16 protein-coding genes and 1 CRISPR repeat array are annotated in these 15,327 nt (G+C 38.2%); of the genes, 15 read left to right on the forward strand and 1 reads right to left on the reverse strand.

The features are described 5' to 3' along the window. The first annotated feature begins 14 nt into the window (after nucleotides 1–14). The 15 genes from CHX35_RS05185 (at nucleotide 15) to CHX35_RS05260 (ending at nucleotide 13,744) form a co-directional block, all read left to right on the forward strand. The gene (locus CHX35_RS05185; RefSeq protein ID WP_281252058.1) at nucleotides 15–218 is read left to right on the forward strand and encodes a sigma factor-like helix-turn-helix DNA-binding protein; all 204 of its coding nucleotides are present in this window, start codon (nucleotides 15–17) and stop codon (nucleotides 216–218) included. A gap of 234 nt (nucleotides 219–452) precedes the next feature. Then, nucleotides 453–3,301: a CRISPR direct-repeat array (repeat unit 37 nt; unit sequence GTAACAACGTAATGCACCTCAGTAAGAGGATTGAAAC). Nucleotides 3,302–3,559: 258 nt separating this feature from the next. Next, entirely contained in the window at nucleotides 3,560–4,528 is a 969-nt protein-coding gene (locus CHX35_RS05190) for a hypothetical protein (RefSeq protein WP_091834950.1), read from the forward strand. A gap of 23 nt (nucleotides 4,529–4,551) precedes the next feature. Continuing rightward, nucleotides 4,552–5,019, forward strand: a complete 468-nt coding sequence (locus CHX35_RS05195) for a hypothetical protein (RefSeq protein WP_091834953.1) — start codon at nucleotides 4,552–4,554, stop codon at nucleotides 5,017–5,019. Between the two features lie 151 nt (nucleotides 5,020–5,170). Then, nucleotides 5,171–6,676, forward strand: coding sequence for a DNA/RNA non-specific endonuclease (locus CHX35_RS17835; protein WP_245838650.1), 1,506 nt, complete (start codon nucleotides 5,171–5,173; stop codon nucleotides 6,674–6,676). A 3-nt stretch (nucleotides 6,677–6,679) separates the two neighbouring features. Then, nucleotides 6,680–7,150: an immunity protein YezG family protein gene (locus tag CHX35_RS05205; protein ID WP_091834956.1), complete on the forward strand. Its 471-nt coding sequence runs from the start codon at nucleotides 6,680–6,682 to the stop codon at nucleotides 7,148–7,150. A gap of 65 nt (nucleotides 7,151–7,215) precedes the next feature. Continuing rightward, the gene (locus tag CHX35_RS05210) at nucleotides 7,216–7,449 is read left to right on the forward strand and encodes a bacteriocin immunity protein (protein WP_091834958.1); all 234 of its coding nucleotides are present in this window, start codon (nucleotides 7,216–7,218) and stop codon (nucleotides 7,447–7,449) included. A gap of 480 nt (nucleotides 7,450–7,929) precedes the next feature. Continuing rightward, nucleotides 7,930–8,487: a hypothetical protein gene (locus CHX35_RS05220; protein WP_091834961.1), complete on the forward strand. Its 558-nt coding sequence runs from the start codon at nucleotides 7,930–7,932 to the stop codon at nucleotides 8,485–8,487. A gap of 12 nt (nucleotides 8,488–8,499) precedes the next feature. Beyond that, entirely contained in the window at nucleotides 8,500–8,730 is a 231-nt protein-coding gene (locus tag CHX35_RS05225; RefSeq protein ID WP_091834964.1) for a hypothetical protein, read from the forward strand. A 123-nt stretch (nucleotides 8,731–8,853) separates the two neighbouring features. Beyond that, entirely contained in the window at nucleotides 8,854–9,024 is a 171-nt protein-coding gene (locus tag CHX35_RS17420; RefSeq protein WP_176391898.1) for a hypothetical protein, read from the forward strand. A gap of 106 nt (nucleotides 9,025–9,130) precedes the next feature. Then, nucleotides 9,131–9,739, forward strand: coding sequence for a hypothetical protein (locus CHX35_RS05230; protein WP_091834966.1), 609 nt, complete (start codon nucleotides 9,131–9,133; stop codon nucleotides 9,737–9,739). Then, nucleotides 9,739–10,059 carry an HNH endonuclease gene (locus tag CHX35_RS05235; protein ID WP_091834969.1) on the forward strand — a complete coding sequence of 107 codons (321 nt, stop codon included), beginning with the start codon at nucleotides 9,739–9,741 and terminating at the stop codon, nucleotides 10,057–10,059. The genes CHX35_RS05230 and CHX35_RS05235 overlap by 1 nt, the downstream gene beginning before the upstream one ends. Nucleotides 10,060–10,683: 624 nt before the next feature. Further along, nucleotides 10,684–10,863, forward strand: a complete 180-nt coding sequence (locus CHX35_RS05245; protein ID WP_091834975.1) for a hypothetical protein — start codon at nucleotides 10,684–10,686, stop codon at nucleotides 10,861–10,863. A 670-nt stretch (nucleotides 10,864–11,533) separates the two neighbouring features. Then, nucleotides 11,534–11,668 (forward strand): hypothetical protein, encoded by a 135-nt coding sequence (locus CHX35_RS17995; protein ID WP_281252055.1) that lies wholly within the window; start codon nucleotides 11,534–11,536, stop codon nucleotides 11,666–11,668. A gap of 643 nt (nucleotides 11,669–12,311) precedes the next feature. Continuing rightward, nucleotides 12,312–13,019, forward strand: coding sequence for a hypothetical protein (locus CHX35_RS05255; RefSeq protein ID WP_091834981.1), 708 nt, complete (start codon nucleotides 12,312–12,314; stop codon nucleotides 13,017–13,019). Beyond that, nucleotides 13,016–13,744: a DUF4367 domain-containing protein gene (locus tag CHX35_RS05260; RefSeq protein WP_091834983.1), complete on the forward strand. Its 729-nt coding sequence runs from the start codon at nucleotides 13,016–13,018 to the stop codon at nucleotides 13,742–13,744. The genes CHX35_RS05255 and CHX35_RS05260 overlap by 4 nt, the downstream gene beginning before the upstream one ends. A 334-nt stretch (nucleotides 13,745–14,078) precedes the next feature. Here the strand turns inward: CHX35_RS05260 and CHX35_RS05265 are convergent, their stop codons facing one another. Next, nucleotides 14,079–14,789, reverse strand: coding sequence for an MBL fold metallo-hydrolase (locus CHX35_RS05265; protein ID WP_091834986.1), 711 nt, complete (start codon nucleotides 14,787–14,789; stop codon nucleotides 14,079–14,081). Nucleotides 14,790–15,327: the final 538 nt, after the last annotated feature.

Here is a 15,327-nt window from a genome sequence, read left to right on the forward strand (position 1 = left end):
CGGTTCGCTTTCGAATCGATAAAGCCCTCAGTTCGATGACCGTTAGGGAGAGAGAGGTGTATGAATTAAGCCGAGGAGAGGGTTTTACCTCTGTGGAGATTGGAGAAATGTTAGCGATAAGCGAGAGGGCTGTTCGTAAAATGATTCAGCGTGGAGAGGAGAAGATCAGAGGCGCTAAGGAAAGTAACCTGTTTCTTGTCAATGGTGAAGGGTTATAAGTGCATAGGAGCGTATTCATAAAGAATAGGAGTTTTGACGTATTCTGCGAACACCCCTAGCGTCGGAATAGACCCAAGGGGTGTTCGCAAACGCTGTATACGTGATGGAATAAGGGATAGAGCCATTGTCAGATATCTCTTAGCGGAGAAAAAGTAATGAAAAGTGGAGTTTTGGAGGAGGTGTTCGCAAAATGATGAAGAATAGTATATATGGAGAAGGATACAGCGCACGCCGTAACAACGTAATGCACCTCAGTAAGAGGATTGAAACTGCTACACGGTATTTACGGCTAGTCACTGCCGCATCTGTAACAACGTAATGCACCTCAGTAAGAGGATTGAAACCAATTACGGATTTTAGGGTTTTGGCTGCTAATCGGTGTAACAACGTAATGCACCTCAGTAAGAGGATTGAAACGTTATCCAACCGCGCATTCTCAAACTCATCAGGGGTAACAACGTAATGCACCTCAGTAAGAGGATTGAAACAAGCTAATCTCAAAAGGGAAGTGATAAAAATGGAGACGTAACAACGTAATGCACCTCAGTAAGAGGATTGAAACCTTTTACTTGATGTAGTGTAGGGTCGTGCAGTTTTGTAACAACGTAATGCACCTCAGTAAGAGGATTGAAACCTCTGATACAGAAGTCACATACACCAACTGGGCTGAAAAGTAACAACGTAATGCACCTCAGTAAGAGGATTGAAACGCAATTTCCAGCCACTTTATTGATATTCATAGTTTATCGTAACAACGTAATGCACCTCAGTAAGAGGATTGAAACGATTTCTTAGGCACTTTAAGAAATGCCTCTTTAGTATGTAACAACGTAATGCACCTCAGTAAGAGGATTGAAACTACGGGTGATAAACCCTTCTTTCACCAATTCTTTTACAGTAACAACGTAATGCACCTCAGTAAGAGGATTGAAACATTTCTTAAATGAAACAAGCGGAAGGGATTTGAACATCGTAACAACGTAATGCACCTCAGTAAGAGGATTGAAACTTATTGACCCTGTGCCCAACTTGGTGACCGCATCAGTAACAACGTAATGCACCTCAGTAAGAGGATTGAAACTACTTGTGATCTCTTTTGGTGATACAATGGGGTAAAGTAACAACGTAATGCACCTCAGTAAGAGGATTGAAACACCTCTCCCACCTGGGAGGCGGTGCTCTCCTGAGTGGTAACAACGTAATGCACCTCAGTAAGAGGATTGAAACATGTTTGGTAAAACTACCGGTATTCCTAGCGCTACCGTAACAACGTAATGCACCTCAGTAAGAGGATTGAAACGATGAAAGGAGGTCGGTTAGGTGGTTAATTACAAAGAGTAACAACGTAATGCACCTCAGTAAGAGGATTGAAACTGACCTCGGCTTCTACACCCGCATCTTTAAGCCGCTGTAACAACGTAATGCACCTCAGTAAGAGGATTGAAACTACTTGGCTGTCTCGCTGTCCAGGTCATCCCCGTTGTTGAGTAACAACGTAATGCACCTCAGTAAGAGGATTGAAACAGCTTGAACGCCAGGAGCGATCTCCTTCCATGCCGCTGTAACAACGTAATGCACCTCAGTAAGAGGATTGAAACCGGTGCCGTCTGCTGTTGATGTTTCTTGCCCGCGCGGTAACAACGTAATGCACCTCAGTAAGAGGATTGAAACGAATGATCAAATTTATTTTATTTTGGCGTTCTATAAGTAACAACGTAATGCACCTCAGTAAGAGGATTGAAACTTCTTTCTCACTTGTACCCTCCTCGATTGTTATCACTGTAACAACGTAATGCACCTCAGTAAGAGGATTGAAACTTTTGAGTCTACTCGATCTTGCAAGATCCATGATGAGGTAACAACGTAATGCACCTCAGTAAGAGGATTGAAACACTAGTTTACTGTTTAGCGGTTGTCAAAATCCGGAGGGGGTAACAACGTAATGCACCTCAGTAAGAGGATTGAAACCATGGACGACATGTTACAATCATCCATTCATTCCGCTGTAACAACGTAATGCACCTCAGTAAGAGGATTGAAACGCGTTGTGGGCTACCCAAGCTCTTCCCGTTTTTTTCGGTAACAACGTAATGCACCTCAGTAAGAGGATTGAAACGCTACCCGTTTCGCTAAGTTCGTGACCGTGGTAGTTTGTAACAACGTAATGCACCTCAGTAAGAGGATTGAAACGAATTAGTTCCTGTTCCAGTCTTAGAAATTCTCAAAGTAACAACGTAATGCACCTCAGTAAGAGGATTGAAACGTTTGTCCGCCCAGGAAGCAAAAGTGCTTCTAGGCAGTAACAACGTAATGCACCTCAGTAAGAGGATTGAAACTGATGAACTAGGCATTTACCAATCCCTTGATCCGTCGGTAACAACGTAATGCACCTCAGTAAGAGGATTGAAACGTGTGGGAAACTGCTTTTATATATTCGTCAATTGTGTAACAACGTAATGCACCTCAGTAAGAGGATTGAAACACGATTAAAACGGCATACTGGAACGGATCTACATGGAGTGTAACAACGTAATGCACCTCAGTAAGAGGATTGAAACACCTCTCCCACCTGGGAGGCGGTGCTCTCCTGAGTGGTAACAACGTAATGCACCTCAGTAAGAGGATTGAAACCGTTTTGGTTTCCTTTGGGCGCACCCCTTCTCCGTTTGTAACAACGTAATGCACCTCAGTAAGAGGATTGAAACAATGAGGCATCATCCGATTTTAAAACGATTCGGGGTAACAACGTAATGCACCTCAGTAAGAGGATTGAAACCCAACAAGATGCACAGGTACGGGCTGGGATTAGTGCGTAACAACGTAATGCACCTCAGTAAGAGGATTGAAACGTGAGGGGCGGCATAAGAGGAGTTATCTCCATCTTTGGAGCATTTTGTAACAAAGTAATGCACCTCAATAAGAGGATTGAAACTATCTCAATAGTGTCGTTCGCAGGCTCCATATCTTTATGTAACAACGTAATGCACCTCAGTAAGAGGATTGAAACATCTATAATGAGTATCTCCCCTCACGTTACAGTTTGGAGTAACAAAGTAATGCACCTCAGTAAGAGGATTTTTGTACACGCTATGCCACTATATAGTGAGGGAATCTTTACCCTCGCCCACGGGTCGATCTCTCCTGTGCCCTTATATCATCAATGTGCCACCTTCGGGTGTTTTTTTTGTTATTGCCACGTTGGAATTTGAGGATCGATGATAAGTGAAACAAAAAAAACTTGAATAAGAACATTTGTTCTTATATAATAGATAAAGAACTCTCCTCAAAAGGAAAGCTTTTACCTCTGTCGAATAACTATAAAGGCAGAGGGGGAATAAGTATGACATATAAAAATGTATATTTTCATAAAATGAGAATGTATAAGGCAAGCATTATGAAGAATGGTGATAGTGCCGATTCGTATAGAAAGGATTACAAAGAAACTAAACAATTAGATGAAATTGTTTTTTCTCTATTGGAAATAGATGATGTAAATACCGATGATAAAGATATAAAAAACCAATATAAATGTATTCGGTTGGGAAGAAATGAAAATGCTGATGTTTTTGAACTTCTTTGGTTTAGTGATGAGTATATTTTTGCAAGGATGGGAAGATATAAAAATGATGTATCGGTACATCTCAGGGACATGGGTACTTTAAAGCCCTCGCCCATTTCCAAAGAGGATAATCAGGAATTGGAGATATTCACATATTTGTTGATTGATCGGGATAATTATCTAGTGTCTTATTTGCGGGAGCAATCTGCGCCAAGTATACAGATGCTTTCAAACTTGATAAATAACAATTGTGTGGAGAGGAATTTATGCGCGGAAATATCGAGTATTATAATAGAAGATGCTATTCCTTTGTTAAAAAACAAAGAGATTATTGGTTCTATGGAATATACTATAGAAGTTCCTTCTGGTGAATTAAATATAGATGAAATAGGTCTTGGCGAAAGTGATTTTGAGCATTTATCCAATCAAAAAACTGTTCGAATAAATGTAACACACATAGCGGAAAGGCATAAAGACAGTATTAGAGATAGAAGTTTTGTTGGAAAAATTTTTAAAAGATGGACTGATTTAAAAGCGAAAAATATAAAAGTAAAGGCGAAGGATGAGGGGGAACGTATGCAAACTTATCATCTTGTAGATAATCCTTTTACTAAAAGAGTTGATTTTGATTTCAACTTAAATGCTGTTAGTTTGCAAGACGAGATTAGACAACAATTAATTAATACCTATAAATCGAACAAGAAAGAAATTTTGAAGTTTGTAAGTAAGGAAACGAATGGAGAAGACTAACTAGTTAGAGAGAGGTGGTCTTCGTGAAGCAGACAAGAAAAAAACATTTTAGAAGGAATAAATGGAACATTGCTTGGTTTGTTAGTATAGTGTTAGTAATCATGACGCTTGAAGTGTTAACTGATGCATCACTTTTTAAATTTAGTAGTAGTAATTTGGAATTTCAATCAGATCTATTGAAAGTAAGTTCAGTATTCGCAGGGTTTTTATATACAAGTATGGGTATTATGGCTGGAATGATTGATAAAGAACGGATAAATAAATTGAATAAAGGAGGTTATCTTGACAATTATTTCAATGCAATTTATATTAGTATTTCATTTCAAATAATGGTTATAATAATATCTGTAATAATAATTTTAAGACCATCTATTGCAGATTTTTATTTAGTAATTACCATTGAGCATATTTTTTTGATTTTGGGTATTGCTTTTTTTGTTAAATCGGTTTGGAATGTAATTTCAATAATAGAAAAGGTTCGAAACAGTTGAAAAATGTATTTGATGAGTTGTTTTTCATTGGAAAATAAATAGGGCTTTTGCACTATAACTCTATTATATTAAGAAGCGATACACTAACCATTGACTAACACTTTATGTGGATAGAGGTGGTTATTTGAGGTTTTTAAAGTCACTATGGATAGTGTTTCGAAATAAGAAAGCGGCAGAAACGGTTGAGTACGTCATCATTATGTGTCTTGCGGTTGCTTTGGGTGGTGCGCTGGTATCCGCTGTGAAGAGTGAGCCTGTTCAATGTAAGATGAAACAAGTCATTGAACAATCTCTCCCAATGGAATATAGCGGGGATAAATCAGAGTGTGGGGAATTAGCCGCCGATGTCTCGCAAAAAAATCATCATAAAGAGAAGAACACTAATCCAACTGAAGAGGGCGATGGTGGCGGAGGTTGGTTTAGTAAACTGAAAGATACCGTTTCCAATGGATATGAGAAGGCAAAACAAGGCGTTCAGCATGCATGGGATGAAACTAAAAAAGGCGCTGAGCATGCATGGAACAAGACGAAGGAATATGCATCGGATGCTTGGGAATGGACGAAGGAACATAAAGAGGAGATAGCTGCTGCTGCTGTCGTTGCTACGGGAGTAGTCCTCCTCTTTGTGCCTGGTGGACAGGGAATAGGAATTGGCATGCTCATCGGTGCAGGCCTAAGTGGTGGAATTTCTTATGCATCAGGAAACGATCTGAAGACCATCGCGGAAGATATGGCAATAGGGGGCACCGCCGGGGCGATAGGTGGCGGAGCTGCCGGGGCGATAAGAACGGTTGGTAGTGCAGTAGGAAGGCGTTTAGCAGGAATTTTTGTCGGAGATGCAGTTGGTGGCGGCTTAGGTGTTGCGTCTGATGATGCGCTTCGAGGAAAGAAATTTAGTTGGAAGCGAACAGCCGCAGGAGCCGCCGCGGGGGTTCTTCTTACCAGCGTTATGCATGGCCCTGTTGGCGATGTCGCTGGGAAATATGCTGGAAAAGCACGAGATGGAATCGCTCAGGCGATTTGTGTCTTTGCTGAGAAGCCCATGCCTTCACAGTTTGCTACCATATATATGGCGGCGGGATCTGGCCCCAAAGGGTGCGAGAGTTCAGTTGCTAGTGCGCTGGGCGGAAGTACGGATGATGCTGTAAAAAGCGCGGGGACAACGGCTGGAAAGCAGACTGAGGTCAAGTATGGTGAACAATATACAAGAATAAATAGGAAAAAGGTATTAAAATCAAACGTTAAATACACCGATAATAAGGGATATACTTATGGGACTGATAGTAAAGGACGTATTTCAAGTGCTGAAGGAGAATTAGATCTTGAGACAGCGAAAAGGAATGGTTACGCACAGAGGAAGGTTGGCGGGGAAGACAGACTTTCAGATGATGATGGTGGTCACTTAATTGCAAGTATATTTGGTGGATCAGGAAACATCGATAATTTAGTACCCATGAACAGTAATTTGAATAGAGGAAGATGGAAAGCAATGGAGAATACATGGTCAAGCGCTCTCCATGATGGATCGAAAGTAAAAGTAAAGATAACGCCTAAATATGGTGGTGAATCAAATCGTCCTGATGAGATTCTGGTAAGATATAAGATTGATGATGGAATATGGGAAACAGAACGGTACAGGAATGTTCAGGGAGGATAATCAATGAATCATGAGAAGCTTGATAGTATGTATCAATCAATTGCTGGACTTATAATTAGTGCTATTCCAGAGGAATGGTCAAAGTTATTTATTTACGGGGAATTACAGGATGATGTGCAAAGCTCATATTTCTTCTATTGCCCTGAAAACGAAAGTGGAAAATACATTCAAATATTTGATATACCTGATCTCTTTGAAGTTGATAATGATTTTATAGATCAAATTCATGAGCAACTTGATGATAAACTATTTTCATTATGGAATGAGTTTAAACAAAACGACAATGAACCTTGGACAACTTTTAATATGAGTGTTGATAGCAATGGTAAGCTAAAAGTCAACTTTGGATATAAAGATTTATCTAATACAAGTCATCATGATAGAATGATTGTTTGGCAGTATGAAAATTTAGGTCTTGTACCCACGCGAGAGAGCGATAAAGAGGTTTTGCAAAAGCATCTTAACTTGAACTGACAACAATTTTTAAAAGCACCACATGTGAGTGATAACTGACCAGTGTGAAAGTAGTGAGGGGTCAAGTGAAACGCTTAAATCGTGAAGAGCTCGTTGAATTAGTGAGAAGAATAATTGATGTAGATGGAACAGAAGAGGAAATCGATCAAATGATTGACCTTTTTGAAGAGATTGTTCCTAATCCTAAAGGTAGTGGTTTAATTTTTTATCCTGAGAATGAAGATGTTACCCCTGAGGAGATTGTTGAGGAGGCACTTCATTACGAACCGATTATTACACCACCACCTTCAAATGAGTAATTTTTAAAACATCCCTCCACCAGGGTTGCTTTTTTTCTATGCTGTAAAACATGGAGTGATGAGATATAGACATCAGAGAGATAGAAATAGAGAAAATCAACCCAGCACCATACAATCCTCGGAAGGATCTTCGGCCAGGGGATGACGAATATGAGAAGTTAAAGCGGTCGATGGATCATTTCGGCTATGTTGAACCTTTGGTTTGGAACTGCAGAACGGGAAACCTAGTCGGGGGGGCATCAGAGATTCAAGTTTCTACTGCAAAAGAAATTTGACTAAGAGAGTGCTTGATTGTCGATCTAGAAGAAATAATGAGAGGGGTGATAAACGATGTTAAATCATATTCAGTAATAATATTTGGATATATAGAATAAATTGAAAATAAAGAATAGAAAATTATTAAAAATTATTATTGATTTTTTTAAAAAAATGTTTTACTATCTGGTTTATAGATGGTTTTTAAAAAGGAGTTGGGGTTTTTTGAAAAGATTATTATCTCTTACATTGGCATTTGTTTTAACCTTTTTAGTTGGAGTAGGTTCTTTACCAAGTATAGTAAAAGCCGAGGATACTAATGAAGTTCAAGAGGATACTAATAATGCTCAAGTAATTGATGATAGCTCTTGGATGGTTGAAGAAACAAATATTCCATGGATAGAACAAGATGTACTAGCAGATGCAGATGATTCAGTAGTGAGGATCTCTACTGGAGAAAAAGGTCCAGATAAAATAGTAATTCCTATTATTATTGAGCTCATAAAAGAAGCCTATGAAGAAGCGAAGAAAAAAGGAAAAAAGGCAGATACGAATACTAGGAATACAAGTACTAAAACCACAGGAAAGCCCTATTCTTCAAGAGATATTGAAAATAAGAAATCAGGCAAAGTCGTAACAAGAAGATATTTTGATGGAGATGGGAGAGCAGATTTAGATATAGATTATAATAATCATGGGAATCCAAAGAAGCATCCAAAGGTACCGCATAGACATAATTGGAAATGGAAAAATGGCAAGTCTGAACGTGGGAAAGGTTATTAAGGAGGGGGATCTTTGAAGTACGAAGAACTTGTTGAACACCTGGATTCCGGTAGAGAAATTGAATTTACCTATAAGGGTAAAGGGTATTCCATAACTAATACACAAGATGGATTTTCATTTTGTGCTAAAGAGGAAGACTCCCAAGACTATCCTACATACTCCGAGCTATTAAGAAGCATAAGAATAGATAGAATGACTTTGAAGGATATATGGGAAAGTGTTGAAATTGATCAAATTTATTAACCTTTTTTAAGCACCTTTTTTCTAAGGTGCTTTTTTCTATGCAGAAAACGCGAGCAGCGGCATGGCGATTGGAGCAAAAGTATCCAGATCGGCAGGGTCGCAATTAATATGGGGGTGACGTGAATGGATAAAGTATTGAAGGTTGGGCATCTGTTGATGTTAGTAGGTTTCGTAATTTATTTGATTCAGTTTAACTTAGAAAGCCAAGCAGGTGGTGCATCGTTGGATACATCTACTATGCTTCTTTTTACCCAGATGAGTTTAATGTCTATCTGGTTACTAAGGAACCGGTGATGGAGAAATTAGCTGATGTGATTTTGTTCATCTGGGCGGTTGATCATTTTATAGGGGCAGTTAAGACCATAGTGAAGTGGCGCAAAGAGAAACGGGGGATGGATAAGTGACTTGCATAGTTGGATTGGTGCATGATGGACGCGTCTTTCTTGGGGGAGATAGTGCCGGGGTAAATAGCTGGTTTAATCAGACCATTCGAGCTGATGAAAAAGTATTTCAGAATGGGCCTTACATAATGGGCTTTACCTCTTCGTTCAGAATGGGTCAGTTATTGCGCTACTCTTTCCAGCCACCTGAACCTACTGAAGGAGAAGATATAGACAAGTTTATGGCTACTAAGTTTATCGATGGAGTTCGGTCTTGTTTGAAAGATGGTGGATGGGCGCGTGTCCAAAATGGCGAGGAGACTGGCGGAGTATTCCTAGTCGGTTATCAAGATCGCTTGTTCCGCGTCGACATGGATTATCAAGTGGGATCATTAGCCGATGGATACTGCAGTGTGGGATGCGGAGGAGAGATTGCATGCGGTGCGATGTATGCGACGAAGGATATTGAAGACCCGAACCAGAGGATAACCATAGCATTGGAAGCGGCGGAGCGGTTCAGTGCTGGGGTGGCTGGCCCATTTCATATTGTATCTACCAAGAAGGCGACGACTACGAAGTCAATAGTTATACAGGATGGTATCAAACTTACTATAAGTTCAAGTAACTAATGAAGAAGAGAGTTAACCCCTTCTATAAGTCCACCGCCTGGAAGAAATGCCGTGCAGCTATTCTGACGAGAGACCATTACCTGTGTCAGCCGTGTCTTAGAAAGAAGAAGCTGACCACTGCGAACACCGTGCACCATATCAAGCCGTTAGCGAAAGCGCCTGACCTTGCGCTAGATGAGGATAACTTAGAATCCATATGCCCGACGTGTCACAACCAGGAGCATCCGGAGAGGGCGAACCGGAAGAAGGATGAGACGAAGAAGGAGAAGAGACGAGCGAGAGTAATCAAGATCGAAGGGAATAAGCCGATGGATGAATGAGGTGGAGCACTATGGAAGAAGTAAAGAAACGAGTGGGGAGAATGCTGGCCGAGAAGGGGATACTTCTTTTTATCAGCGAAGAATATATCGCTCCATAACTATGATGAGATCAACCTGTATAAAGAGGTGGGTTAATCATCGTTAACATGTTCTGTCGTGATGAGGAGACTGATGAACCAATGATGTTCAGGTATAAGTATGATATGGACATGGTTTTGGTCAGGACGGAGATGAACATAGGCGGCGAACAATCAATCCTGATGCTGGGTAGAGATGAAGAAATAAGAAGATTTTTGGTGAGGTACCTACCCCTAAAATTAAGGCGGAGGGGACTAGGGGACCGGCATGAGCCTGTCGTTTTTACGCAGTACAATTTTCCAAGTGAGGCGGGGATTACAAACAAATTTACCTACAAAAGATCCACTTGACTACTTTAAGCGAAAATTACAATTTGCAATAATAAACTCATTATTTGACTTGGTATGCATTTTGATCATATAATTATCTAGCCTATTTTAAGGAAAAATTCAAGAGAGGGAAGTATAAATGAAACTATTTAAATAATACAATTCGATTTACCAGAATTAAAAAATAAAAAAACAAAATATTCAGGAGTGTTTAGTAGTGAAGAAAATGTTAGATGATGGCGATACAACTGAAATGTCTGATGAGATGGAACTAACAATTAATAGAAATGTACCTAAAAGTACTCTCGTTGAGTTGCAATCACCAAGTGATGTGGAAGAAGTACTAGTAAACGATGTTAAACTTACTGAAAAAGACCATGGAGCATTATGTAACTAAAAATACATTTATCCTGTTACATTCACTTTAGGAAGTAGGTATATAACAAAGACTGATTGGGCTGAGGCAAACGCTACTTTCGTAATGACGGCATTAAAATACCCTGGACTTCTAAAACAGGATTGTTTAAGATTTTTCGCAAAAAGGATACACACATGAGTACTTTTGAAAAATTTTAACACATTGAATTGAGGAAACTAGATGAAAACAGCACTGAAGATAATATTAATCATAGTAATTGTTATACTTTTTATAACGATTATTACTATATTTGGAATGAATTTTATATGGTCTCGTATCGGGTAACTTGAAGAAATATTATACTGATAATATATTATAATTTGCTAAATGAAAAGATTGATAGAAACACTATTTAAGCGCCTCCAAGCGGGGTGTTTTTTCTATGTTGAAAAAGCCAGTAGTGACATGGCGATTGGAGCGGAAGTATCCAGATCGGTGGGGACGAAATTAATATGGGGGTGGTGATGAAAGTGGATGACGAAACGATACAGATCACCTCTCTTCTTGGCAAATGGGGGCTAATGCCTTCCAATGGCGAGGTCGTCGCATGGTATATCAAGGGGCTGTCCGAATACTCGGAGTGAGGATAACCGATGTTAGAACAATGGTGCCGATGGTGAGTGGAACGGTAGTTAAAGTGGGGCGAATGGTGGCAGAGTCTGAACCAAGAGATACACTTGCTGATGCAAAGAGAATTTCCATGAAAGACGGTTTATACACTCCTGAAATAAAAAAAGCACTTTCAAAAGTGATCAAACAAAATTTAGAAGAATGGGATTATTAAGTTGGATACTCTTGATGAAGAGGCTGGAGTGAGTAGAGGTATATGCTACGGTCACCATAAGGGATCAGGCAAGTAGATAGTTTGGTGAAAAATAACAGGTTGATATAATAATCAGCCTGTTATTACACTAGCTATTTTTTTATTTCTGTATAGCTATCCTTCTTGTGATTGTCTGTAGGGGCATTTGCATAAAAAGAAAATCCTACAACAGATAGTATCACTACTGAGAATAAGATCCATAAGATTGCCTTTCTCATAATAACAATCTCCTCAAATTACAGATTATTTATATAAAATATTATTTCTCCTTTACAATTATCCCACACTCCTGTCCGGATTGGAGTAACCCTTGCAGATAAAATAACTTGGGGCAGTAGTTGTACTTTTTGCCGTATTATCTACTACTATAATACAAATTATATTCTTTATTAGGAATATACATTTAAATTATTGGTAACTAAGCTTGATAAGTCAATATAATAAATAATTTTAATATATATATAATTTGGAATATAATAATTTTATACTATAATGAAATAGATTTATGAAAAAATAATTGACTATACAATATTTATTATGGTAAGATTTTTTTTTGCAAAAAAGAAATTTCTTACAAATCATTCGAGAAGAGGCACTGAACTCCATGAAAAAATTGTCCGTAGCAATTTTGTGCTTATTGGTATCATTTTCCATGGTTAGCTCTATTGCATATGCTGATAATGGACCAGAATCGGTTAGTACTGATAATAATTCGGAATCTTCTACTCCATCTGAAAAAGATCTCTTGGATGGTGAAATTCAAGGTGTTTATATAGTGAATGAAGATGGGAGTATGGAGGAAACTACTCTAGGTCAGTTAGAACTAAGCGGGGAAGATGACAATTCTGATGTAATAGCAAGAGATGATCAACCTGACAAAAGACCTATAGGTAGTTGCAAGGCGGGATGGGTATACAGAGGTAAGAAAGAAAAAACTAGTTTTTATAATATTGTTACAGGTACGGTAGTATACAATTACACTTCTAAAAATGCTACTCTCAAATCTAGTATAGGTAAAGATACCACTCTTGGGACAGTAGTGAATGGAGAACTATCAGGTGGTTGGGGACCAGTACAATGGAAAGCAGGGATTTCAGCTAATGCAAGTGTAACCTGGACGAAAAGCGAAGATACCACTATTACAATACGCCCTAATTATAAAGGTTGGAATCAATATGGTACCCAGAGAACAAAATGGTCTGGACCATACGTCTATGTAGATCGAGATTGTAATCAATCGAACAGTCACAATGTGACCGTATATAGTCCTAAAGGTGATGTAATCTTATTAAGGGAAAAGAAATTCCGTTGATTATATTGAGATTACCTATGATACTGCTCCTTGTATTAGCTATTATGACTGGATGTTCTACTATACAAGATAGAAATCCAGAGCAGGCAAAGAACTCATCAGGAAAAGAAATTTCTAATAAAGGGATTTCTGTTAAAAAATTGTTTCTTCGAGAAGCTCCACTGATTAAAAGTAAAACCCCCGTTCAGGCTGTATTACATCAGATGGAATGGGTTTTATCTGATCATTCGAAAGTGGTTCCATTAAATAAGGATATCTTATGGAGTGTGACTTTTGGAGATCAGGGTGTGGTAGCTGTTAAAGTTCCTAAGACAAAACCTGTCCTATACAACATTCTCAATTTAGAAAATGAAAAAGGGAAATGGGTTATCAATGGGATAAATGAATGCCCGGTAGATAACAATCTCCTGGAAATCAACTCTTTTGGCGATCCCTTATTAATTGATTCCAAAGATAAGCAAATGCTCTGGGCCTATGGAGATAAAAAAAGAGTGGTTGTTATTGGGAAATCCCCCGAAAAACCATTTATACAACCTCCGGGTATAAAATCAATAACTGTTAAGGGATATAAATTTTTTGTTGGAAAAATCTCTACTAATGAATCCCTTCTTTACTATTTCGATTCGGAAAATATGATTTGGATAAGTGGGAATATCTCTGAATCGGAAATTATTCGTCTAGCAAAGGAGCTTCAATCTCCTGACTCTCCCATAGAGTTTGATTGATTTGCTCATCCCTCATACGTTTCCTTTAAAGCATCCTTTCTTGGATGCTTTTTATATGGATTATTAAAATCCAAGGTTACCCCCTTTGAGTAAGCTGTTTGTAAATAGCTTACTCAAAGGGGGTGGTAGAGTGTAAGGATGGGTAAAGTTGTTTTGTATGGAGTTGAACTTGGATAACCTTAGGGATTCACCTTCGAGCAGATCAACAATGCAGAAGCCTTTAATAGCATCCTTGCAACCAAAGTACGCCATTGACGGGGTGGATTTATCGAGTACCGTCGACTTCGACTTGACCGCATTTATATAGTGCTATTAATTATAGGAATGAGATTATTTACTCAACAACATTGAAGCCTAGATTTTGTGCCTCTTTTTTGTCAAATCCATTATCAAGATGCATGCAATAAACGATATCCCTCACATTATGGTTTACTAGCTCATCTAACCTTCTTAACGATAAATGTACGTTTCCTTCGTAGTCAGCTTGGCATGTATCCTGATAGAAAATATCAAACTCTCTATTGTTCAATCTATTTAAAATATCCTTTGGTATCATATTTGAATCACCGCTATAATAAATCAATTTACCAGTGTATTCAATTTCGTAACCAAAGCATTTCAACTCTTTAACATGTTCTACTTCAATACTATTAACTTTGATATGTAAGGATTCATCAGGAATGTCTGAACTTTTATTGAATTGTACAAGCGTATATGTGTTTTCTCCTACTCCCATCATCTTTAACAGCTGTTTAATTTCTATATCATATGGGGCAAGTACGGTTACATTTGGTACTGCCAATTGGCCTATTAAATAATAGCCATAAAAAATCAAATCTCCGAGTGAGCCAACATGGTCTGGATGAGTATGTGTAAGCAGTACATAAATCCTTTCTACATCATTCAGCAAACCACTTCTTTTAAGTCGGTCGAAGGTATTACTCCCACAATCGATTAAAAATAACTTATTGTCCTCTTTAATATATGCACTATTGTTCCCTAAATTAGTATTGAATGCACTTCCATATCCAATAAAATTTAACATTAAACTCACTCCTTTAAAAATTAATATGTTTAAAGTATATTAACCATTATAAGATGAATATGTTTCGTCGATAATCATTGATTCCTATATCATCTCCTTAGTATTAAAATTATACAGCTTATGGATGTAACAAGTAGCCCGAGTGCAATTATACAGGGTTATGGAAGATTTGATAAAAGACAATGTACATACCAATTTCCATGTAGCAAATACAGCGGTCATACACATATTTTTCAATGTTTTTGGATTCTTAGCAAGAAATATATTTGACCTATCCACAATAAAATATATCGGGTGATCGATATGAGAAAAGTAGTGAAGCAATTCAATGCGCAAATTCCATCCTTGCTTTTGAATAACATTACAAAAAGAATTCCCTTAAGACGGGTTCCTTTTTTTGTTAAGATGCTTTGTTCTAAGTGATGGGATGTTATCACTTAATCACTCGTTCATATGTTATATATTTATTAACTCAACTACTTTTTTACATTTATTCAGCCTATAACTAAAAAATATTCAACTATTCTTGTAGAGATTT

This window comes from Marininema halotolerans (genome assembly GCF_900116235.1).
Lineage (GTDB): Bacteria > Bacillota > Bacilli > Thermoactinomycetales > DSM-45169 > Marininema > Marininema halotolerans.